Genomic DNA, 21,814 nt, shown 5'->3' with positions numbered 1-21,814 from the left:
TAGATGATACATCATATAACACAGGATTAGCGACATCTAATTTATTATTTGTTATTGAGATAGTATTAAGTTTTCTGCCTTTCTTTTGGGAGTTATTTGGAATTAGTTATCTAATCATTATTTCTCTAACAGATATCATAATATTATTCTTTGGAATCAAACTTATAAGAAGTCAAACTATAAAAGAAGGCCGAATTTATATACGTAGGTTATACCTTAGTGCGTTTTCTGGAATACTTTTAAGTATTATTAGTATAATTATTACGTAGATACCTAACTACTAAACAAATGTAGTTAAATACAGTCCCCAAATTCAAGCATCTAAGATAAGAGTTATTATAAACATTTTTGTGAAGATAAATATTATTCATATCCTTATATATCAGAAGAATTAATAGAATATTTAATTAATGAAGGAGTAAAACTTGTTGGGGTAGACATATTGAATATTGATAGTTCAAGAAACATGAAACGTGCTGCTCATACTCTATTACTTAAGAATGAAATTCTTATAGTAGAGAATTTAGCAGGGTTAGAAGAATTACATGGGGAAAACTTTAGACTTTTTGCAGTTCCTTTGAAAGCTAAAAATGTTGCGGCTTTATCAATTAGAGCTTTTGCGGAAATTTTAGAGTAATACAGATGAATTCAAATTATATAAGCAAGATTATCCAGAAGAAGATGGAACAGTAACAACAGATGTCTTTATCTTTGCTGAAAAGAACTGTTAGAAAGAAAATTAACATTATTATGTAGCTAAAAGGATGATAATTATCTTTATTATTAATTTTAATTGTAATGGAGGATAAATATATGAATAAAGCAACTATTGAAAAAAATGTAGCATATTTCGATTCTTCGATTGGACTGTTGGAAATTCAGTCTGCACAAGGAGATATAATTAATTTACATTTCATTGAAGAAAGAAGATATCAGGAAAAATCGGAACCCATATTAATAGAAGCCAAAAAACAGTTAAATGATTATTTTAAAGGGGAACGAAAAGAGTTTGATCTATCACTAAGAATAAATGGAACCGAATTTCAGAATGATGTTTGGAATGAACTGATCAAAATTCCATATGGAAAGACTTTATCATATAAAGATATAGCAATAGCCATAGGAAATAAAAATGCATGTAGGGCAGTAGGAAATGCTAACAATAGAAATAATATAGCAATTATTATACCTTGTCATCGAGTAGTAGGAAGCAATGGTAAAATGGGAGGGTATGGAGCTGGGGTATGGCGTAAGAAATGGCTTTTGGAACATGAGAAAAGCTCCTTGATTTGAAACAACAGCAACAAATCTTGTTATTTTTGCTAAGAAGGATGTCTAATGAAAGTTATAGAAATTGAATATGAAAGGGTGCACATTTTTATGAGTATAATAAGATTAGTCAGGAGGGGTAAAATGGATGAAAAAATGGTTCAAAAAATTGTTAAGGAAGCTTATAGTAAGGTAGCTCAAGGCGAAGAAAATTGTACTTGTGGTACCTGTGGATCAAATAGTAATGAGTTTGCTAAAGCATTAGGTTATTCTCAAGAAGAATTAAAGATTATACCCGATGAATCTAATTTAGGTTTAGGCTGTGGAAATCCTATTGCTTTATCCAATCTTGAGGCGAAGGAAGTTGTATTAGACCTTGGTTCAGGGGCAGGTTTTGATGCTTTTTTAGCAGCAAATAAAGTAGGGGCAGAGGGCAAAGTGATTGGAATAGATATGACACCAGAGATGATTGAAAAGGCAGAGGAGAATGCAAGAAAGAATGAAATTAATAATGTTGAATTTAAACTTGGCCAGATAGAGGATTTACCCTAGCATTATCCCATCCACATAGAATTAAAATAATTGAAATATTAGCAACTCTACCCTCGGATGAAAGTTGTATAGTCGGAAGTATAGTTAACCAGTTATCAATCTCTCAATCTACAGTCTCTCAACACTTGAAGGTGCTTAAGGAAGCTGGCTGGATAAAAGGAATTATTGATGGACCAGGGGTCTGTTATTGTTTAAAAGAAGATATTTTTCAACAGTATAAAAAGATGATTAATAATTTAGTAACGTGCGAATATACTACTAAAATAGAAATTAAAAACTTAGAAGATTGTGACTTTAAAGGGATTGATTGAGATAATTAGGATTAAAATGGAAAGGGATTTTAGTCTAGAGTCTAGAATATACCTATAATGAGGGAGTGATACTATGAGTGAACATTTAGGTGTTGGCTTTAATGACCTTATAAATAAGGCGCTTGAATTAGGTGCAGAAGAAGCAAAGATAATAGATACAGAGACAATTACTGTTGGTCACTGGGTACAATTGAAATGTCAATATGGCTGTTCACTTTATGATGAAGATGCATCTCATCGCCCATTAGCTCCAGGTGTTGAAGAGATGAAGGAGTTACTTAAAGAATATAGTAAAGCGTTATTAATTCATGGTCTTAAAGGTTCAGCTCTTTCTAAAGTAGCTGTAAAGCTCGAACATGAAGCAGTTAACCAAGGATATTATAAAGCTTTTGCTTTAATTTCTCTTCCTTTTGGGAATAGTGGCTCTACATGACAACCTAGTGGAGAGACTCAGGATGAGTCTGAAGCAAATGAGGAGACAAAGACTAATATTAGACCTATGATGGAGGCTTGTGGTATAGATGTTTATAAGACTGTAAGAGCTAATGGCTTTGAAATTGACACTAAAAAAGAAACTTATGGAAGATGGAACTACTATGCGCTTGTTCTTCTAGATTAAAATTTATTTAAGGATGATATTTATCAAGAAAAATTTGTTTAAACAGAGAACGATATTTTGTTAGGAGGTAAGTAATTGAAAGAAAACAAATCGTTGGAAAAAGAACTTTTAAATAAACAGAATCAACATTGGGAAGATACATTTACAAAAAGAACGGATATGTTTGGTACAGCCCCAAGTATTTCCGCTCAAAAAGCAGCAAAAATTTTTGAAAAAGAAGGGAAAAAGAAGATTCTTGAACTTGGTGGTGGACAGGGAAGAGATACTATTTTCTTTGCTCAAAATGGTTTTGAGGTCTATGTATTGGACTATTGTGAAAGTGGGGTTGAGACAATAAATGAAAAAGCCCGGAAGATGGGGTTGTCAGGATTAATTAATGCAAGTTGTCATGATGTTAGAGACCCTCTTCCTTTTAAAGATGAAAGCTTTGACTGTTGTTACTCTCATATGTTGTATTGCATGGCCCTTACCACTCAGGAATTAAAATTTCTTTCAGATGAAGTTAGGCGAGTGTTAAGACCTGGTGGATTCAATATATATACAGCTAGGAATACAAATGATTCTGATTATGGCACAGGAGTCCATCGTGGAGAAGATATGTATGAAGTAGGTGGATTTATCGTTCATTTCTTTAGTAAAGAAAAAGTAAAAGAATTAGCAAAAGGATTTGAGATAGTTGATATCGATGAGTTTGAAGAGGGAGGTCTTCCAAGAAAGCTATTTCAAGTCACGCTTAAAAAGAAGGGAAACAAAAGTTAATTTTTATATTTTACATCGTACTCAGTTAAAGGGAGTACGATTTTTTATTGACTACTTCTTATTTATTATCACAAGGTTTTTTAAATTATCTCTAGAATTAATAATTAAATAAAGAAATTTATTGCATAATTAATTGTGCAAGGATCTTAAATACAAAAAAGGAAGTGAAAATAATGAGTAAAGCAGTTGAATATTTAAATAGTTTAAGTAAGTTTGGGATTAATCCAGGATTAGAAAGAGTAGAGGTACTATTAGATTATTTAAATAATCCACAAGACGAATTTGCTGTAATTCATATCGGGGGTTCTAATGGTAAAGGTTCAACTTCAGCAATGGTTAGTTCGATTTTAACTGAAGCCGGCTATCGAGTAGGTACTTATAATTCACCAGAGATTATATCCTTTTATGAAAGAATGCGTATTAATGGTGAGTATATGGAGCCAGAAGCTTTAGAAAGAATAACTGAAGAAGTAAAATCATATTTGAATAAGATTGAAGCCGATGGGTTAGGGCATCCTACATTTTTTGAGGTTGTTACTGCCATCGCTTTTAAATACTTTGCTGAAAAGCAGGTAGATATAGTAGTTTTAGAAGTAGGACTAGGTGGTAGATTAGATGCTACTAATGCTGCTAAGAGCTTAGTTTCAGCAATAACTAATATTAGTCAAGAGCATACCGAATATTTAGGTGATACTATGGCAGAAATAGCATTCGAAAAAGGAGGTATTATTGAGAAAAACGGAAGTTTAGTAACTGCTGTAGAGGATAAAGAAGCTTTGAATAAATTAGAGGAGATCTGTGCAGAACGGAACGCGGATTTAATTAATGTTAATTCTGCTTTAAAAGTAGAGAGGCGAGATAAAGGTTTAAAAAAGCAGTGTTTTAAAGTTAAGGGAGAAAAAGATTACGGAGAGTTAAGGATTCCTTTATTAGGACAGTACCAATGCCAAAACTTAAGTATGGCTTTAGGTATTATAGAAGCATTGCCCGAGCAGTTTAAAGTTAGTCTCTCTGCTATTAAACGGGGGCTTGAAAAAGTAGAATGGCCAGGAAGATTAGAACTACTAGGAGAAGAGCCATTAGTTATTTTAGATGGAGCACATAATCCAGGAGGCGCCCAAGAATTAGAAAAAGTAATTGCAGAGGATTTAGAATATCAAGAATTAACTTTAGTTCTAAGTATTTTGGGTGATAAAGATGTCGAAAAGATGGTAGAGATATTAACTCCATTGGCAGATAAGGTGATTCTAACTAAGAATACTAATGAACGGGTTGCTGATCCTTATAAAGTAGCGGAACTTTTGAATAAAGAAGAACAGACGGTAGAAGTAATCCCTAATATATCAGATGCTGTGCAGAAAGCTATTCAAGATGCAGAAGTAGGAGATTTAGTTAGTATCAGTGGCTCATTATATACCGTAGCAGAAGCTAGAAAGTTTTTAGTAAAAAATATAATAAATTAAAGACAAGGTGCATAGTATTCTAGTAACGGTCTCTTTTTAAGGAGTATAACTTAAATAATTCAACTACGATTAATGTCAGTAGAGTACTATCGGCTAAAAATTTAGACTTCGCGCATAATCGATTGATGTTAGCCATTTAGAATGGAGCAGACTGGAGTAAATAAAGCATGGTTAAAGTTGTTTTCTGTTTGACCGTTAGGGAGTTTGAAAACAACCCATGTTTTATTTATGGAAGTCGTTGCGGAATTCGTAGGCGGTATCAATTGATTATGCAAGAACCTAGATTTCAAATATGGTTGAGGTGAACGAAAATATAAGGGTTTATGAACCTTTATAAACATTAAGTTTATTTAGCCGATAATATTTTTAATAAGTAAAGGGGGTTATATAAACTGATAAGTGAATAGGATGATTAAAAATCTTTAATGAAGGAAGTGGTGCTTATGAAGTTTGATAGGTCCAGAATGAAATCGGGCTTTTCTCTGGCAGCTATGGTTATTTGCATGTCACTTTTAGCCAGTGTTGTCGGTTACTTTTTAGGTAGTTGGATGATCGAGTATGTTACTGCTCCTGAAGATGGAATTCAGAATGTTTCTAGTGAAAAGGTTGTTTTAGAAGAGAAGATTAATACGAGTAAATTAGAAGAGAAAAAGGAAGAAGAGCAGAATTTAAATAATTCCAACACAGCACAAACTTCAACACTAAATAGTCAACCAGAAGTTAGACAAGGAAGTGATAATTTATTTGTAGTCCAGGTAGGCGCCTTTAATAATCAAAATAATGCTACAAGATTAGTTAAAAAATTGAAATCTATAGGGTATTCAGCTTACATTACTTCTCAGAATCCTTATAAAGTACAAGTAGGTGCCTTTGAGACTGAAGAAGCAGCGGCTAAATTAGGAAGAGAATTAAAAGAAGATGGATTTCCGGTCTTTATATCACATTAAAATTTTACTGCCCACCAAAAGGTGGGCTTTTTCTATTTTAGGGCAGGAATTCTTGAGAATGATATTGTATATATTAATTATAACTGAAAAGATAATATTAATTTTGAAATTCATCTAGTTATATAGTAATACCGGCTAAAAATTTAGCTTTCGTGCATAATTGATTGATGTTAGCCATTTAGAATGCACTGAAGTTTCAATTTAAATATGCATTGTGAATTCAGCACGGAATTCGTAGGCGGTATCAATTGATTGTGTAAGAACCTAAATTTCAAATATGATTGAGGTGAGCAAATTTATAAGGGCTTACCCTTATAAACATTAGGCTTATTTAGCCGATAATATTCAGTTATATAGTAAGGGAGGGGCTAAATAATGAAACTTCGAGATATCAAAGAAATTACAAAATCAGAAGTAATATTAGGTAAGGATAAGCTAGACTTAGAAATTTCAGTAGTCTGTGGAGCTGATTTAATGAGTGATGTGCTGACGTTTTCCGCAGAGAATACTTTATTATTAACCGGCTTGACAAAACCGCAAGTAATTAGAACTGCTGAAATGTTAGAACTATCAGCTATTATTTTTGTGCGTGGGAAGAAGCCTAATGAGCAGACCGTTCAATTGGCTAAAGAGAGTGGGATTCCCCTATTATATACAGAAAAACCGCTATATGAAACATGTGGTCGTTTATATGAGGCTGGTTTAAAAAGTGATAAATTGAAGGGGGAATAATAACTTTGCAGAATTCATCATTAAATTTCGAGTTCATCGAAAAGTTATCGACTGACTTGACAGTACATGATATTATGACTAATGATGTAATAACTCTTAAACCAGACAATAAAGTTAAGAATGCTAAGGAGATTATGCGTTTAAGAAAGATTTCAGGAATTCCGATTATTAATAATAGTGGTGAATTAAAGGGGATTATTAGCATAGATGATATTATCAGGGGATTAGAAGAGAACAGGTTAAATGATGAGTTGCGAGTATTGATGAGTACTGAATTAATTACAATTCATCCTGATGATTCAGTAGCAGATGCATTACGTAAGTTTAAAAAGTATAAATATGGTAGATTGCCAGTTATTGATAAAGATAATCTCTTGTTAGGAATTGTTACTCCCGGGGATATCACTCGTAAATTGTTAGAAGAAGTAGAAAGGGGAAGTGAAGATGATGAATTCTTTCTACAAATTAAACCTTTAGATAAAAATGAAGAGGATAAAGATAATATACAGATTGAAGTAGAGATTGAAGGTGGAGACTTTAATAATTCAGGTCAGGCATCTAGTAAAGTTAAGAGAGTACTAAAAGAGCTAGGTGTAGACTCAGTTAATATAAGGAAGGCAGCAATTGTAACTTATGAAGCAGAGATGAATGTAGTCATCCATGCTCGTCAAGGGAGGTTAATAGCAGAAATTACTCCTGAGTTAATTAAGATTATAGTAGAAGATGAAGGACCAGGGATTGAAGATATTGACTTAGCGATGCAGCCAGGATATTCTACTGCCTCTGAACATGTTCGTGAATTAGGTTTTGGTGCAGGGATGGGTTTAGCAAATATAGAACAGTGGGCAGATGATTTACACCTTGAGTCAGAAGTAGGAAAAGGAACTAAATTAGAAGCTAAAATCTATTTATAAGAAGTGGTGATTTTATGACAGAGTTCTTTCATTCAGTTAGATTAGACCAAAACAAGTGTAATGGCTGTACAAATTGTGTTAAAGAGTGTCCAACTGGTGCGATTAGAGTTAAAGAAAGACAGGCTAAGATAAGAGCTGAGAAATGTATAGATTGTGGAGTATGTATTAAGGTTTGTAAGGAGAATGCAAATTATGCTCTAACAGATCCTTTAACTAAGTTAGATGATTATGACTATACTATTGCCTTAACTACGGCGGTTTTATATGGACAATTTAAACAGAAGTATGAACCACATAAGATCTTATCAGCTTTATTGGAATTAGGCTTTGATGATGTCTGTGAAGAAGGTAATGGAGTTAGAATTTTAAACCGAGTTTTACCTCAATTTTTGAATGAGGAAGAAGAAATTTCGCCATTAATTTCAGCTACTTGTCCTTCTATAGTACGATTAATTCAGGTCTCCTTTCCAGAGTTTTTACCTAATATTATTCCGTTGCAAGAACCGATGGAGATAGTTACTAGAGATATTAAAAAGAAAAAAGCAGAAGAATTAGACCTATCCTTAGATCAGATTGGAATCTTCTATATTACGTCGTGTCCAGCTAAAGTTACGGCTATTAATTCTCCATTAGGATTAGAAGAGAGTTATATAGATGGAGTAATCTCTATAATGGATATTTATCGACCATTAATTAAGCTAATTAATGATGTAAAGATTGAACCAGACTTAAATCAAATTTCAAAAGAAGGAATCGGATGGGTAAAAAGTGGTGAACAACAGAATAAGCATTATCAATTTAAGAGTAGTTTAGCAGTTGATGGTATTGATAATGTAATATCGATTTTAGAAGAATTAGAAAGAGGACATTTACAGGAAATAGACTTCTTTGAATTTACCGCTTGTCCAGGTGGATGTATAGGTGGACCGTTAAATGTTGAAAATAGATTTATTGCTCAAGTAGCATTAGAAAAGATCAGTAATCAATTGTCTATGAGCTCAATTGAAGAATCATTATCAACTGAGGAATTATTACAGAATTATAAAGAAGGGGAGTATAACATCTCCAAATTAATAAAACCGCGTCCTAATAGTAAATTAGATAATGATATCAAAAAGGCGATCAACAAATTAGATAGCTTGGAACGAGAAGAGAGTAGATTACCAGGCTTAGATTGTACTGCTTGTGGTGCTCCTAGTTGCAGAGGATTAGCTGAAGATATAGTTAATGGTTTAGCCAAAAGAGAAGATTGTATTATTCTTTTAAAGAAGAAGGTTAAAAGATTAAGTCAAGATATAATGGGTTTAGTCAAATCAGAGGAAATTTAGGGAGGGAGCTAATTTGAAATTAGCAGAAGTGGTTAATCAGTTGAAGTTAGAAGAAATAATTGAATCGGTTGACCTGGATAGAGAGGTAACTGGAGGATACTGTTCGGATCTATTAAGTAATGTAATGGGGCAGGCTAAATCCGGCGAACTATGGATCACCTTACAGACCCATCAGAATATAGTTGCAGTTGCTTCTTTAGTAGAGTTATCTGGAATTATAATTGCTTGTGGTGCTGAATTAGATACTGAAACTATTGCTAAGGCTAAAAAAGAAGATATACCACTATTTACAACTGATTTATCAATCTATGAAGTAGCAGGCCGACTGTATAAATTAGGAGTTTAAGGAGTATTATAATGTTAAAAGAATACCAAGCAGACTTTCATGTGCATACAGTTTTATCTCCTTGTGGTGATATTATTATGACCCCGCAAAATATCATTGATACTGCCCAAGCGAGGGGAATAGATATCTTAGCAGTTACCGACCATAATTCTGCGGAAAATTTACGGGTAACTATGGAATTAGCAGAGGAATCTAAAATTAAAATTATTCCTGGGATGGAGGTTGAAACTAAAGAAGGTATTCATTTAATTGCACTATTTTCTGATTTAGAACAGGTTATTGATTTTCAAAAAATAATCTATAATAACTTACCTAGTGTAAAGAATAATGAAGATCTCTTTGGTCCTCAATTAATTACTAATAATCAAGACAAGTTTATAGATAGATTAGAAAGATTATTACTAATCTCAGCTAATCTTTCTTTAGAAAAGATTGTCAACGAGGTGCGACAAAGAAATGGAGTTGTATATCCTGCCCATATAGACCGCAAAGAGTATAGTATTTTAACTAACTTAGGGTTTATTCCCGCAGAGATTGATTTTCCTGTGTTAGAAGTTTCTAAGCATGCCTCTATATCAGATTTATATAATCGATTTCCTTTATTACGGTCTTATCAGTTAGTAAGGGCTTCCGATGCTCATTATTTACATGATATAGTCCCAAACTTATCTTTGAAATTAGCTGAGCCCACTTTAGAAGAGATATTGTTAGCTTTTAGAAGAGAATCGGGGCGAGAGGTAGAAGTTATAGAGTGAATATTGGAGGAGTTAGTAGTGAAAGAACTGTCATTGCATATTTTAGATGTAGCACAGAATTCTATTAAAGCTAAAGCTACAGAATTAAAGATAAAGATAGTGGAAAATTTACAAGATGATTATATGAAGATTATAATTGAAGATAACGGAGAGGGAGTCGAAGAAGAATTTTTAGAAAATATTTTAGATCCGTTTACGACTACCCGAACTACTCGTAAAGTAGGGTTAGGGCTTCCGCTTTTTCAAGCAGCAGCCGAAAGATGTGAAGGAAAACTGGAAATAGATTCAGAGATAGGGAAAGGGACAAAAGTTGAAGCTACTTTTAAGCATAGTCATATAGACCGAGCTCCCTTAGGGGATATTGAAGGAACGATAGCTATTATTATTCAAGGGAATCCAGATTTGGAAGTATATTATCAACATATTGTCAATAATAATGAATTTGATTTTTCTACTGTAGAGGCAAGAAAAGAATTAGAAGGTGTTCCGATTAATGAACCAGCAGTTATTAAATTTATTAAAGAGTATTTAGCTGAAAACATACAAAATTTAAAAGGAGCGGTGAGATAATGAAATCATTAGATGAATTAGAAAAGATTAAAAAAGAAGCACAAGAAGAGATGAAATTACGTGAAGATAAAGATGATACTAGAATTACTATTGCTATGGGGACTTGTGGAATAGCTGCTGGCGCTAGGGATGTCTTAAAAGTGATCTTGGAGGAACTAGAAAAGCAGGAGATAAATAATGCCTCTATTACTCAAACTGGTTGTATAGGTTTATGCAATCAGGAACCGATAGTAGAGGTACAGAAACCAGGAGAAGATCCGGTTACTTATGGAGAAGTAGGAATTGAAGAGGCTCATAAAATTGTTGACGAACATATTGTTAATGATGAGGTAGTACAAGATTTGGTAATCAAATAAGTCTTCGTATAATTTAAATTTAAAAAGAGTACAATTATAACTGTGTAACAAATGTCATAGTTATTCTGGATAAGGTTTATTATAATTATTTTAATAACTTAATTAACCTATGTTGTTAAATTACATTATATCACTTTTTATGAAAAAAGAGTAATTTCGACATTGGAAAATAATTTTTTCAAAATGAAAGAGGGTTTTTATATAGTTTATAGAATGCTATATAATTGGAAGCTCAATCCTACAATTTAAAATTAAATTTTATCAGGAGTTAAAGAAAGAAAAAATGTAAAGAGGGGTGAAAAAATGCAAGCGAAAACTTTTGAACAAGGTATTCATCCTTGTTACAATAAAGAAGCCACTGCTAGCAAAAGCCTTAAAAAAGTACAGACACCAGATGAAGTAGTAATTCCGTTGCAACAGCATATTGGGGCTCCTTGTGAAGCATTGGTTGAAGTAGGTGACAAGGTGCAAGTAGGACAGAAGATTGGAGATAGTGAAAGTTTTGTTTCTGCACCGGTACACGCTAGTGTTTCGGGAGAAGTTACAGCTGTTGGTCCAGTTATGACTTCAGATGGAAGTGATACTTTAGCAGTAACTATTGCTTCCGATGGGCAGAATACTTTACATGAAAGTGTGAAGCCTAAAGGAGACGTAGAGAGTTTATCTCCAGACGAGTTAAGGAATATCGTGCGTGAAGCGGGGATTGTAGGCTTAGGAGGTGCAACCTTTCCAACTCACGTAAAGGTTTCAGTACCAAAGGATAAAAATGTAGATACAGTAATCTTAAATGGAGCAGAATGTGAACCATATTTAACTGTTGACCATCGTATGATGGTAGAAGCGCCAGATGAAGTAGTCTATGGTTTGAAGGCCATTATGAAGATGACTGGTGCTAACAGAGGTTATATTGGGATTGAGTTGAATAAGCCAGATGCCATTGAAGAAATGGAGAAGGCAGTTAGTGATGAAGCAAATGTTAGTGTTGTTCCATTAGAAGTGAAATATCCACAGGGAGCAGAGAAGCAATTAATTAAAGCTTGTCTGGACCGAGAGGTGCCATCAGGGGGACTGCCATTAGATGTAGGGGTTGTGGTCAATAATATAGGAACCGCTTTTGCCATAACTGATGCAATTAAGAATGGCATGCCATTAGTGCAAAGAACCGTAACAGTAACTGGTTCGGCGGTTAAGAGTCCTCAGAACTTAATCTTTTGTTTAGGAACTAAGCTTGAAGAGTTAATTGAACAGTGTGGAGGGACTCAAGGTAATGTAGGTAAAGTTATCCTAGGTGGTCCGATGATGGGGATTGCCCAACATTCGACTGACGTGCCTGCTACTAAAGCTACTTCTGGAATTTTGGTCTTTCAGGAAGATGAAGTAGAGGAGTTTGAACCAAAACACTGTATTAGATGTGCTAGATGTGTAGATGTTTGTCCAGCATTCTTACTACCTGTGACATTATCTAAGGTAGCGCAGGCTGATATGATTACTAAATTAGATGATTATAATGTCTTTGATTGTATAGAATGTGGTAGTTGTTCTTATGTTTGTCCAGCTAAGATTCCTTTATTACATTGGATTCGATTAGGTAAAGCAATATTAACAGCACAACAGCGTAAAAGTGATGAATAGGAGGGTAAAGAATGAGTAAAGGAAGAGGTCTGATAGTAACTACTTCACCTCATGTCAGAGATGAGGATTCGGTTACTAAGATTATGTATAATGTAGTTCTAGCTCTATTACCAGCATTAATTTTAGCTGTTAGAACTTTTGGGCTACATGCTTTATGGTTAATTATAACTTGCAGTGTAACTGCTTTAGCTAGTGAAGCGTTAGCTCAGAAGCTTAGAGGTGTAAAGGTTACAATTAATGACGGTAGTGCTCTAGTAACTGCTTTGTTATTGGCAATGAGTCTACCACCAAACTTACCTTTATGGGTAGCAGTAGTTGGTACTGTAGTAGCAATTATCCTAGGTAAACAGATTTTTGGAGGGTTAGGTTATAACTATTTCAATCCGGCATTAATTGGACGGGCGTTTTTATTGGCATCATTTCCAGTGTTAATGACGACTTGGGAGAAGCCATTTGTTGATGCTCAGGCTCAGGCAACACCGTTAGGTTTAATGAAAATGGAGGGTGTAGCCACTCCCTACTCTGATTTATTTATGGGAAGTGTTAGTGGTTCTTTAGGTGAAGTTTCTGCTTTAGCCATCTTAATAGGTGGATTATATCTATTATATAAAGGATATATTGATTGGAGAATTCCTTTAAGTTATCTGGGAACAGTAGTAATATTCATGACAATTCTAGGTGAAGACCCAATCTTCCATCTGTTAGCTGGAAGTTTATTAGCAGGTGCTTTTTTCTATGCGACTGACATGGTAACAACACCAATTACTAAAAAAGGTCGTTGGATATTTGGAATCGGTGCAGGGATTTTATTAGTATTAATTCGTATCTTTGGTGGTTATCCAGAAGGAGTTTTATATTCGATTATTCTTATGAATATGTTTGTGCCGATTATTGATAAATATACTGTCCCAACTGTATTTGGGGAGGTGGCTAAATAATGGCGAAAGAAGATTCTAAGGTGGCAATGGTGGCGGTTCTAACCATCATTATGATTCTTTCTGCAACAGTATTAACCTTTGTCTTTGGTTTTACTAAACCCAAAATAGATGCTTATGCTGCTCAACAGAAGAAGAAAGCAATCTTAAATGTGTTGCCTGGCGCTACAAAATACAAAACAATACAAAAAGGCAACCTTGAATTATATAAAGGTTATGATAAGAATGGAGATTTGGTAGGAACAGCTATTGAGACCAAAGGGCCTGGGTTTCAGGGGATGATTAAATTAATGTTAGGAATGAACCTTAAGAATGACAAGGTCTTAGCTATTAAGATTTTAAGTCACTTAGAAACTCCAGGATTAGGAGCAAGGATAACTGAACCATGGTTTGAGAATCAATTTAAGAATAAGCAATTTAATGATAAATTTAAAGCTAAAAGTGATGTAAAAGCAATTGCTGGTGCAACAATTTCTACACAGGCAGTTAGTGATATTATTGAGAATACGATTCAGAAAGTACAAAAGGTAACAGATGGAGGTGAATAGTAAATGTCATTATGGAAAGAGTTTGCTAAAGGATTATGGGATGAGAATCCAGTTTGGGTATTACTTCTAGGAATGTGTCCACTATTAGCAGTTACAAATACAGCGGTTAATGGTTTAGCTATGGGTTTAGCTACTGCATTTGTATTGTTAGGTGGTGGAATTGTTAACTCGCTTCTCAAAAATGTAATTCCACATAAGGTTCGAATTCCTTGTTATATCGTAGTAATAGCTACTTTCGTAACGATTGCTGATTATGTAATGGCAGCATATTTTCCAGAGGTTCATAAACTTTTAGGATTATTTATTCCATTAATTGTTGTTAACTGTTTGATCTTAGGACGTTCAGAGTCATTTGCTACCCAAAACCCTGTTCATTATGCTATCTCTGATGCCTTAGGAATGGGAGTAGGCTTTACTTGGGCTTTAACTTTTCTAGGTATCATTAGAGAAATATTTGGTTTCGGTTCTATTTTTGGAGTGCAAGTATTAGGTGACTGGTTTACTCCGTGGATTATAGCAGTCTTACCTGCCGGAGCATTCTTAACTATGGGAATTGTTTTAGCTATATTTAATGTACTTAAAAGTGGCTCAACCTCTGAGGCGGAGTGTCATTAACAACGTTAAAGGAGAAGGAGGTTTAATAAATTATGGAATTATTGTTAGTATTTCTTGGAGCATCCATTACTAATAATTTTATTTTAGCTAGATTTTTAGGAATTTGTCCGTTTTTGGGAGTTTCCAAAGAGGTTCCTACAGCGTTTAGTATGGGATTAGCGACTACTTTTGTAATGACTACTTCAGCAATGGTAGTTTGGTTTGTACAAACTTTTATTCTTGAAAAGTTTGGTCTTCCCTATCTGCAGTATGTTGCTTTTATTTTGGTAATCTCTGCTTTTGTACAGTTAACTGAAATGGCTGTAAGAAAGATTAGTGAACCACTATATAAAGCATTAGGGATCTTTTTACCATTAATAACAACTAACTGTGCAATCTTAGGTTTGGCTTTATTAATTCCATTGAAAGGGTATAGTTTCATTGAAAGTACAATCTTTGGTTTTGGAGCCGGAGTTGGATTTACCTTAGCTATGGTTTTAATGGCAGGAATGAGAGAAAGATTAGCATTTGCTGATGTTCCTGAACCGTTACAAGGGGCACCTATGACTTTAATTATTGCCGGAATGATGGCAATGGCTTTTATGGGTTTCTCCGGTATGATTGCTATGTAGATGAGTTTATCTATTTTAGTTGATAATTTCAGCATAATATTAATTAATATTATATTTGAGATGTAGTATTTGAATTGCTAGGTGGAGGTGAAATAATAATGGATTATTTTAGCTTGTTAAAGACTGCAGTACCAAGTATGGGGATTTTAGGAGCAGCATTTGCTGGTGGCTTAACTATAGCTTCAGTAAAATTAGCTGTAGAAACAGACCCTAGGATAGAAGAGATTGAAGATGCTTTACCTGGTGCTAACTGTGGTGCCTGTGGAGAGCCAGGTTGTGGCAGTTTTGCGGAAGCGGTTGTGAGCGGTGGTGCTAAAGCAGATGGTTGTCCAGTTGGAGGAAGTGAAGTAGCAGACAAGATAGCGGAAATTATGGGAGCAGATGCTGGTCAAGAGAGTGTTCGTAGTCTAGCACGAGTCTTATGTCGTGGTGGGAATCAAGAGACTTTTGCACGATCAGAATATAGAGGGATTCAGTCTTGTAAGGCAGCAGATATAGCTAGTAGTGGTAGTAAGTCATGTTCTTATGGTTGTTTAGGTTTCGGTGATTGTGCAGTTATCTGTCCATTTGATGCCATCGAAATGAATGACAATGGACTGCCAGTAATTATTGATGAAAAGTGTACTGGATGTGGAAACTGTGTTGATGAGTGTCCTAAGGAGATAATTACTTTAGCTCCTGAAGATAAAGAAGTCCATATTCGGTGTAGTTCACATAATGAAGGAAAGACTGTCAAAAGTATATGTGAAGTTGGGTGTATTGGTTGTGGTATCTGTGCTAAAAAATGTCCAGTAGATGCTATAACTATGGAAAATAACTTAGCAGTCTTAGATTATGGTGATTGTATCAATTGTGGAGCATGTGTTAAAGCGTGTCCAATGGATACTATAGAGACTATTGAAACTGATGCTAAGTCAAAGAAGCAAAAGACTAAGAATAAGAAAAAAAAGAAAGCAAACAAAGAAGATTCTAATCCTGAATTGAAGGTAGTGGAATCTAAATCAGAGGAAGAAGATGATAGTTCTATAGAAGAGAATGATAGTACTACAGAAGATGATAATAATGAAAGTGCTGAGAGTGAATGTAGTATCAGTATTACAGATGAGTGTGTAGGATGTACTGTCTGTGTTGAAGAATGTCCTGTAGAGGCTATTAATGGTGAAGCAGGAGAACTACATGAGATCGACCCCGAGGCCTGTATTGAATGTGAAAATTGCGTTGCTGCCTGTCCAAAAGAGGCAATAATAACAGACTAGGAATCTTAAAGAAAAGGGACTAATTAGTCCCTTTTCTTTAATTTATGTGGTATTAAGGTGTATTAGGCTGACTATGATAAAAATTTATATTTCTTGATGATTTATTACATAACATTTATTTAAAAATATAAAATCAAAGCAGGAAATTGATGTCAAAAGCAAGAATAATTTACTTAGTGAAAGAATTAATTAAATTAGTGAAAAAAGTAATTAAATACACCATTCAATATAAAAGCAATAGTTTTTTTAACTGTATTAGTGAAACCTTATCATATACCATAAAATTTCTAATATACATAATATTAGAAATAGATGGTAGCGAAAAGGAGGTGGGTGGTGTTCTTTAGACTTAATTGACTAATTTTTTAGATGGCTTTGAGCAATTTGAGACTGGCTTTGAGTAAAGGGGTTTGTAAAATTAAAAATTATTAAAAAGAGGGATCTTTATGACAAACTTATCAGCTGTAAAGAGAAAGAATCAGGGTTTTAAAGAAAAGATTGAAGCGGAAAGTGGTCAAAGTGTGACTAGTTGTTACCAATGTGGCAAATGTACTGGTGGATGTCCACTAAGTTTTGCTATGGACTATGCCCCAAGACAGATTGTACGCATGGTTCAACTGAATATGAAAGATAGAGCTTTAAATAACTCAACTATTTGGCTATGTGCAACCTGTTCTACTTGTACAGCTCGTTGCCCTCGAGAAGTAGATTTAGCTGCTGTTATGGATACTTTAAGAATTGAAGCTAGACATCAAGGAATTAAGCCTAAGGAAAAAGATGTAGCACTATTTCATGATATATTTTTGAATTCAGTCAAAAAGAGCGGACGAGTTTTTGAGATGGGAATGACGGTAGCATATAATATGAAAAGTGGTAACTTAATGCAAGATGCTGAATTGGGATTGCCTATGTTTGTAAAGAATAAGCTTAACCTGACACCAGATAAGATTAAGGGTGCGAAAGAAGTAAAGAAAATCTTCGATAAAGTTAAGGAAATCGAAAAAGTGGAGGGTGGTCACTAATGAAATACGCATATTTTCCCGGCTGTTCTCTCCATTCAATGGCTGAAGAGTATAATATGGCAACAGAGTTAGTTATGGAAGACTTAAATGTGGAACTAAGAGAGATTCCTGACTGGAATTGCTGTGGTTCTACGCCAGCTCATACTACTAGTCATTTGCTTCCTGTAGCGTTACCAGCTAGAAATCTGGCGATTATAGAAAAAGAAGGACTTGATGTTGTAGCTCCGTGTGCAGCATGTTATAATCGTTTTAAGGCAGCTAATAAAGAATTAAATGAAGATGATGATTTAAAGGAAACAGTTAATGAAATTATAGAGATGGATTATCAAGCTAATGTTGAAGTCTTAAATCTAATAGAAGTATTTCAAAATGATGATGTCATGGAAATATTAGAAGAAAAAGTTAATGTTGAATTAAAGAATATCAAACCTGCTGTATATTATGGATGTTTATTAACTAGACCTCCGGAAGTAACAGAATTTGATGATGCTGAGAATCCACAAAGTATGGACCAGATAATGGAAGCTATAGGTGCTGAGCCTGTTGAATGGACGCATAAGGTAGAATGTTGTGGTGGTAGTTTAGTAATGGCAAGAAGTGAAGTGGTATTAAAACTAAGTAGAGACATATTGAAAGCTGCCAAGCAAGCAGGAGCTAACTGTATAGTAACTGCTTGTCCGTTATGTCATGCAAACTTAGATATGCGTCAAGAACAGATTAATAAAAAGTTTGGTGATGACTTTAATATGCCTATATTTTATTTTACTCAATTAATTGGTGCAGCTTTAGGTCATAGTAAGAAAAATTTAGGATTGAAACGGCATTTCATTGGGTCTGAAGGATTATTAGGGTCACTAGTTGGATAAATTCTAAAAAGCAGGAGAGATGATTTATGAAGCGAATAGGAGTATTTGTTTGTTGGTGTGGTTCTAACATAGCAGGTACAGTTGATGTAGAAAAATTATCTGAAGAGATAGGTAAGATGCCTAATGTTGCCTATTCTTGTAATTATAAGTATACCTGTTCAGAACCAGGACAGGAAATGATTAAAGATGCAATTAAAGAGCATAATTTGAATCGAATCGTAGTAGCTGCTTGCTCTCCAAGAATGCATGAGCCTACCTTTCGGAAGACACTAGCTGGGGCGGGATTGAATCCTTACCTCTTAGTTATGGCTAACTTGCGTGAGCAATGTTCTTGGGTGCATCATGATGAAGAAAAGGCTACAGAGAAATCGATTGCTTTAGTTAGGAGAGCAGTACAGAAGGCAGAATTTGCTGTTCCATTAGAACCAACTACCGATAGTGTAACCGGAAGAGCTATGGTAGTGGGGGCTGGAATTGCAGGTATTCAGGCTGCTTTAGATTTAGCTGATTCCGGGCATGAAGTAGTAGTTGTAGAGAAAGAACCAACTGTTGGCGGAAGAATGGCACAGTTAGATAAAACCTTCCCAACTTTGGACTGTTCAATTTGTATTTTAGCACCAAAGATGGTCGATGTTTCAGGACATCCAAATATAAAACTATATACTAATGCTGAAGTTGATAAACTTGATGGATATGTAGGTAACTTTACGGCTACCATCCGCAAAAAAGCACGTTCAGTAGATGAAGAAGAATGTATTGGTTGTGGAATCTGTTGGGAAAAATGTCCGAATTCAGTTCCTAATAAATTCGATATGGGTTTAGGTGATAGATCAGCTATCTATATCCCTTTCCCACAAGCGGTACCGAGTGTTCCGGTTATTGACCGTGATAATTGTCGTTATTATGAGACTGGGAAATGTGGAATCTGCCAGAAGCTATGTCCTAAGGATGCAGTAGATTTTGAGCAAGAGGATACATTTGTTGAGGAGGAAATTGGAGCGGTAGTAGTAGCTACTGGTTATGATCTATATGATCCAACAAGATATCCTGAATACAACTATGATAAGTACGAAGATATAATTACTGGTCTACATTTAGAACGAATAATGAATGCTTCTGGTCCTACTGATGGAAAAGTTAAGCGACCTTCAGATGGCAAGAAACCAGAACATGTAACCTTTATTCAATGTGTAGGGTCACGTGATAGTCAGAAAGGTCATGAATACTGCTCAGGAGTCTGTTGTATGTACACAGCTAAACACGCAACTTATTTAAAAGAACATTATGATATAGATTCTAGTGTATTCTATATGGATGTACGTGCTTTTAAAAAGGGATATGAAGAATTTTATAGGAGGACGACTGATCAGTTTGAGGCAGATTACTTAAGAGGTAGAGTTTCTAGGGTCTATGGCGAAGGTGATAAATTAATCGTTAAAGGCGAAGATTCCATGTTAGGTGAACAGGTTACTTTAGAAACAGATATGGTCGTTTTAGCTACTGCGGTTGAAGCTAAGCCCGATGCTAGAAAGGTAGCACAGACGATGGGTGTTTCTTATGATGAAAGCTTCTTTATGACAGAAGCTCATCCTAAATTAAGACCGGTTGAAACTAATGCAGCAGGTGTATTCTTAGCTGGAGCATGTCAAGGACCGAAAGATATCCCAGAAACTGTTGCTCAAGCTAGTGGTGCAGCTGCTAAAGCTATTAACTTAATCTCAAAAGATGAAATCGAAAATGATCCGTTGATTGCTAATTGTGATACTAGTAGATGTTCTGGTTGTTTACGCTGTATTCCAGTCTGTCCATATTCTGCGGTTACAGAAGAAGAAGTTACTGAATGGAATCATGGGGAAGAAGTCACTCGTACAGCAGTAAATGTTAACGAAAGTTTATGTGCTGGCTGTGGAACCTGTTCTGCAGCTTGTAGATCCGGCGCTATGAACTTAAGAGGCTTCTCTAATGAACAAATCTTGGCGGAGGTGGAAGCGATATGTCTATAAATCCAAAGCCTGATCAGAGTAACTGGGAACCTACAGTTGTTGCTTTTTGTTGTAATTGGTGTAGTTATTCTGGTGCAGACTTAGCTGGTACCAGTAGATTAGAATACCCTACTAATATAAGAATTATTCGGGTTCCTTGTTCTGGACGAGTAAATCCACAGTTTGTGCTTAAGGCCTTTCAAAAAGGTGCCGATGCAGTATTAGTGGCTGGCTGACACCCTGGTGACTGCCACTATTCTAGTGGTAACTATTTTGCTAGAAGACGATATTTAATTATGAAGCGTCTTTTAGAGTATGTTGGTTTCGAACCAGAACGATTATATGTAAAGTGGATTTCAGGTTCTGAAGGTCAGAAATTTGCTGATACCGCAACTGAAATTACTGAAAATATCAAAAAGTTAGGACCGAATAAGAAAATGAGGGATGCGCAATGAGTAAAGAGACGGAATTAGTGCGTAATAAAGCTAAAGAATTGTTAGAAGATGGCGATGTAGAATTAGTTGTTGGTTACGAAGAAGGAACATACCCTTCTCGGACAACACCTTTATTCGCAGATACTTTAGAAAAAGCTGAAAGATTGATTTGGAATCCGTTCTGTGTTAATAGTTTGCCTAAGTTATTATCCAAAGGCCATTTTGAAGATAAGCTAGCGGTCTTTGTTAAAGGATGTGATTCTAGAACGGTAATTAGATTATTGCAGGATAATCAACTCGACCGTGACGAAGTAATAGTATTAGGCATTCCTTGTAATGGTAATGTTGACCTTGATAAGATTAAGGATAAGGTAGATATTACTACAATTATTGAAGTAGAAGTGACAAATAATGGAGTTAATGTCAAAACTGAAGGTAGTACAGAGGAGCTCTCTCGAGAAGAAGCATTATATGATAAATGCTTAGATTGTCGTTTCCCTAATCCAGTCATAGCAGATGAAGTTATTGGTAATGAGGTGAGTGAGCTACCGAAGAACAAGAATAAGGATGATGAAGTGGCGTCTTTAGCAAATAAATCAGTAGCAGAGAAGAACGAATTTTGGGAAGCACATTTTGAAAGGTGTCTCAGATGTTATGCCTGTCGAAATGCTTGTTCTGCCTGTACTTGTCGCGACTGTTTATTTGATAGAGATGAGCGTTCAACTTGGTTAGCTAAAGGAAAGACTCTTTCTGATAATGAAGCATTCCATATCACAAGAGCCTTCCATGTAGCAGGAAGATGTGTAGACTGTGGAGAATGTGAACGGGTCTGTCCTGTTGGTATTCCGGTACAGAAGCTAAATCGTAAGATTAGTTTAGATATGGATAATTTATTTGGAATTGGCGAGATTGCTACTAGCGAAGATGATATAGATAATCCGCCTCCTTTAGGTACATTCTTAACAGAAGACCCGGAGGAATTTATGTAAGAA

26 protein-coding genes and 2 pseudogenes are annotated in these 21,814 nt (G+C 35.0%); all 28 read left to right on the top strand.

Features of this window, described 5'->3' with window-relative positions; translation table 11 throughout:
- Positions 1 to 364: 364 nt before the first annotated feature.
- Positions 365 to 442 (top strand): annotated as a pseudogene (locus tag BM077_RS13985) (cyclase family protein); the annotation flags it as partial.
- Entirely contained in the window at positions 443 to 637 is a 195-nt protein-coding gene (locus BM077_RS05650) for a cyclase family protein (RefSeq protein ID WP_255361575.1), read from the top strand. It begins immediately after the preceding pseudogene.
- 176 nt (positions 638 to 813) lie between these two features.
- The gene (locus BM077_RS05645; RefSeq protein ID WP_176941652.1) at positions 814 to 1,293 is read left to right on the top strand and encodes a methylated-DNA--[protein]-cysteine S-methyltransferase; all 480 of its coding nucleotides are present in this window, start codon (positions 814 to 816) and stop codon (positions 1,291 to 1,293) included.
- 120 nt (positions 1,294 to 1,413) lie between these two features.
- Complete coding sequence (locus tag BM077_RS05640) at positions 1,414 to 1,821, top strand: methyltransferase domain-containing protein (RefSeq protein WP_089748842.1); 408 nt, start codon at positions 1,414 to 1,416, stop codon at positions 1,819 to 1,821.
- A 20-nt stretch (positions 1,822 to 1,841) separates the two neighbouring features.
- Entirely contained in the window at positions 1,842 to 2,132 is a 291-nt protein-coding gene (locus BM077_RS05635; protein WP_089748841.1) for an ArsR family transcriptional regulator, read from the top strand.
- Between the two features lie 103 nt (positions 2,133 to 2,235).
- Positions 2,236 to 2,751: pseudogene (locus BM077_RS05630) on the top strand (DUF2284 domain-containing protein); the annotation flags it as partial.
- A 75-nt stretch (positions 2,752 to 2,826) separates the two neighbouring features.
- The gene (locus BM077_RS05620) at positions 2,827 to 3,510 is read left to right on the top strand and encodes a class I SAM-dependent methyltransferase (protein WP_089748838.1); all 684 of its coding nucleotides are present in this window, start codon (positions 2,827 to 2,829) and stop codon (positions 3,508 to 3,510) included.
- 173 nt (positions 3,511 to 3,683) lie between these two features.
- The gene (locus tag BM077_RS05615) at positions 3,684 to 4,973 is read left to right on the top strand and encodes a bifunctional folylpolyglutamate synthase/dihydrofolate synthase (RefSeq protein ID WP_089748837.1); all 1,290 of its coding nucleotides are present in this window, start codon (positions 3,684 to 3,686) and stop codon (positions 4,971 to 4,973) included.
- A 443-nt stretch (positions 4,974 to 5,416) separates the two neighbouring features.
- The gene (locus BM077_RS05610) at positions 5,417 to 5,920 is read left to right on the top strand and encodes an SPOR domain-containing protein (protein WP_176941650.1); all 504 of its coding nucleotides are present in this window, start codon (positions 5,417 to 5,419) and stop codon (positions 5,918 to 5,920) included.
- A 375-nt stretch (positions 5,921 to 6,295) separates the two neighbouring features.
- A complete protein-coding gene (locus BM077_RS05605) occupies positions 6,296 to 6,652 on the top strand; it encodes a DRTGG domain-containing protein (RefSeq protein ID WP_089748835.1) in 357 nt (118 codons plus the stop codon).
- Positions 6,653 to 6,657: 5 nt separating this feature from the next.
- Positions 6,658 to 7,566: a CBS domain-containing protein gene (locus tag BM077_RS05600; RefSeq protein WP_089748834.1), complete on the top strand. Its 909-nt coding sequence runs from the start codon at positions 6,658 to 6,660 to the stop codon at positions 7,564 to 7,566.
- Between the two features lie 14 nt (positions 7,567 to 7,580).
- On the top strand, positions 7,581 to 8,894 hold the full coding sequence (locus BM077_RS05595) for a [Fe-Fe] hydrogenase large subunit C-terminal domain-containing protein (protein WP_090095164.1): 1,314 nt from the start codon (positions 7,581 to 7,583) through the stop codon (positions 8,892 to 8,894).
- A gap of 13 nt (positions 8,895 to 8,907) precedes the next feature.
- The gene (locus tag BM077_RS05590; RefSeq protein ID WP_089748831.1) at positions 8,908 to 9,240 is read left to right on the top strand and encodes a DRTGG domain-containing protein; all 333 of its coding nucleotides are present in this window, start codon (positions 8,908 to 8,910) and stop codon (positions 9,238 to 9,240) included.
- An 11-nt stretch (positions 9,241 to 9,251) separates the two neighbouring features.
- Positions 9,252 to 9,995, top strand: coding sequence for a PHP domain-containing protein (locus tag BM077_RS05585; RefSeq protein ID WP_089748830.1), 744 nt, complete (start codon positions 9,252 to 9,254; stop codon positions 9,993 to 9,995).
- An 18-nt stretch (positions 9,996 to 10,013) separates the two neighbouring features.
- Positions 10,014 to 10,565 (top strand): ATP-binding protein, encoded by a 552-nt coding sequence (locus tag BM077_RS05580; RefSeq protein WP_089748829.1) that lies wholly within the window; start codon positions 10,014 to 10,016, stop codon positions 10,563 to 10,565.
- Entirely contained in the window at positions 10,565 to 10,921 is a 357-nt protein-coding gene (locus BM077_RS05575) for a (2Fe-2S) ferredoxin domain-containing protein (RefSeq protein WP_089748828.1), read from the top strand. The genes BM077_RS05580 and BM077_RS05575 overlap by 1 nt, the downstream gene beginning before the upstream one ends.
- A gap of 303 nt (positions 10,922 to 11,224) precedes the next feature.
- The gene (gene rsxC / locus BM077_RS05570; protein WP_089748827.1) at positions 11,225 to 12,553 is read left to right on the top strand and encodes an electron transport complex subunit RsxC; all 1,329 of its coding nucleotides are present in this window, start codon (positions 11,225 to 11,227) and stop codon (positions 12,551 to 12,553) included.
- Between the two features lie 11 nt (positions 12,554 to 12,564).
- Positions 12,565 to 13,491: an RnfABCDGE type electron transport complex subunit D gene (locus BM077_RS05565; RefSeq protein WP_089748826.1), complete on the top strand. Its 927-nt coding sequence runs from the start codon at positions 12,565 to 12,567 to the stop codon at positions 13,489 to 13,491.
- A complete protein-coding gene (locus tag BM077_RS05560) occupies positions 13,491 to 14,036 on the top strand; it encodes an RnfABCDGE type electron transport complex subunit G (protein WP_089748825.1) in 546 nt (181 codons plus the stop codon). The genes BM077_RS05565 and BM077_RS05560 overlap by 1 nt, the downstream gene beginning before the upstream one ends.
- 3 nt (positions 14,037 to 14,039) lie before the next feature.
- A complete protein-coding gene (rsxE, locus tag BM077_RS05555) occupies positions 14,040 to 14,651 on the top strand; it encodes an electron transport complex subunit RsxE (protein ID WP_089748824.1) in 612 nt (203 codons plus the stop codon).
- 32 nt (positions 14,652 to 14,683) lie between these two features.
- The gene (gene rsxA / locus BM077_RS05550) at positions 14,684 to 15,262 is read left to right on the top strand and encodes an electron transport complex subunit RsxA (RefSeq protein ID WP_089748823.1); all 579 of its coding nucleotides are present in this window, start codon (positions 14,684 to 14,686) and stop codon (positions 15,260 to 15,262) included.
- Between the two features lie 98 nt (positions 15,263 to 15,360).
- Positions 15,361 to 16,518, top strand: coding sequence for an RnfABCDGE type electron transport complex subunit B (locus BM077_RS05545; RefSeq protein ID WP_089748822.1), 1,158 nt, complete (start codon positions 15,361 to 15,363; stop codon positions 16,516 to 16,518).
- A 149-nt stretch (positions 16,519 to 16,667) separates the two neighbouring features.
- A complete protein-coding gene (locus BM077_RS05540) occupies positions 16,668 to 16,865 on the top strand; it encodes a hypothetical protein (RefSeq protein WP_089748821.1) in 198 nt (65 codons plus the stop codon).
- A gap of 99 nt (positions 16,866 to 16,964) precedes the next feature.
- Complete coding sequence (locus tag BM077_RS05535) at positions 16,965 to 17,540, top strand: 4Fe-4S dicluster domain-containing protein (RefSeq protein WP_089748820.1); 576 nt, start codon at positions 16,965 to 16,967, stop codon at positions 17,538 to 17,540.
- Positions 17,540 to 18,406 (top strand): CoB--CoM heterodisulfide reductase iron-sulfur subunit B family protein, encoded by an 867-nt coding sequence (locus BM077_RS05530; protein ID WP_089748819.1) that lies wholly within the window; start codon positions 17,540 to 17,542, stop codon positions 18,404 to 18,406. The genes BM077_RS05535 and BM077_RS05530 overlap by 1 nt, the downstream gene beginning before the upstream one ends.
- A gap of 26 nt (positions 18,407 to 18,432) precedes the next feature.
- Positions 18,433 to 20,409, top strand: coding sequence for a CoB--CoM heterodisulfide reductase iron-sulfur subunit A family protein (locus tag BM077_RS05525; RefSeq protein WP_090003464.1), 1,977 nt, complete (start codon positions 18,433 to 18,435; stop codon positions 20,407 to 20,409).
- On the top strand, positions 20,400 to 20,843 hold the full coding sequence (locus BM077_RS13980; RefSeq protein WP_176941649.1) for a hydrogenase iron-sulfur subunit: 444 nt from the start codon (positions 20,400 to 20,402) through the stop codon (positions 20,841 to 20,843). The genes BM077_RS05525 and BM077_RS13980 overlap by 10 nt, the downstream gene beginning before the upstream one ends.
- On the top strand, positions 20,840 to 21,811 hold the full coding sequence (locus BM077_RS05515; protein WP_089748817.1) for a 4Fe-4S dicluster domain-containing protein: 972 nt from the start codon (positions 20,840 to 20,842) through the stop codon (positions 21,809 to 21,811). The genes BM077_RS13980 and BM077_RS05515 overlap by 4 nt, the downstream gene beginning before the upstream one ends.
- The last annotated feature ends 3 nt before the right edge of the window (positions 21,812 to 21,814 follow it).

This window comes from Candidatus Frackibacter sp. WG13, assembly GCF_900114655.1.
GTDB lineage: Bacteria > Bacillota > Halanaerobiia > Halobacteroidales > Acetohalobiaceae > Frackibacter.
The sequence above is the reverse complement of the archived record's forward strand: the minus strand, read 5'-3'. Positions and strand labels throughout refer to the sequence as shown.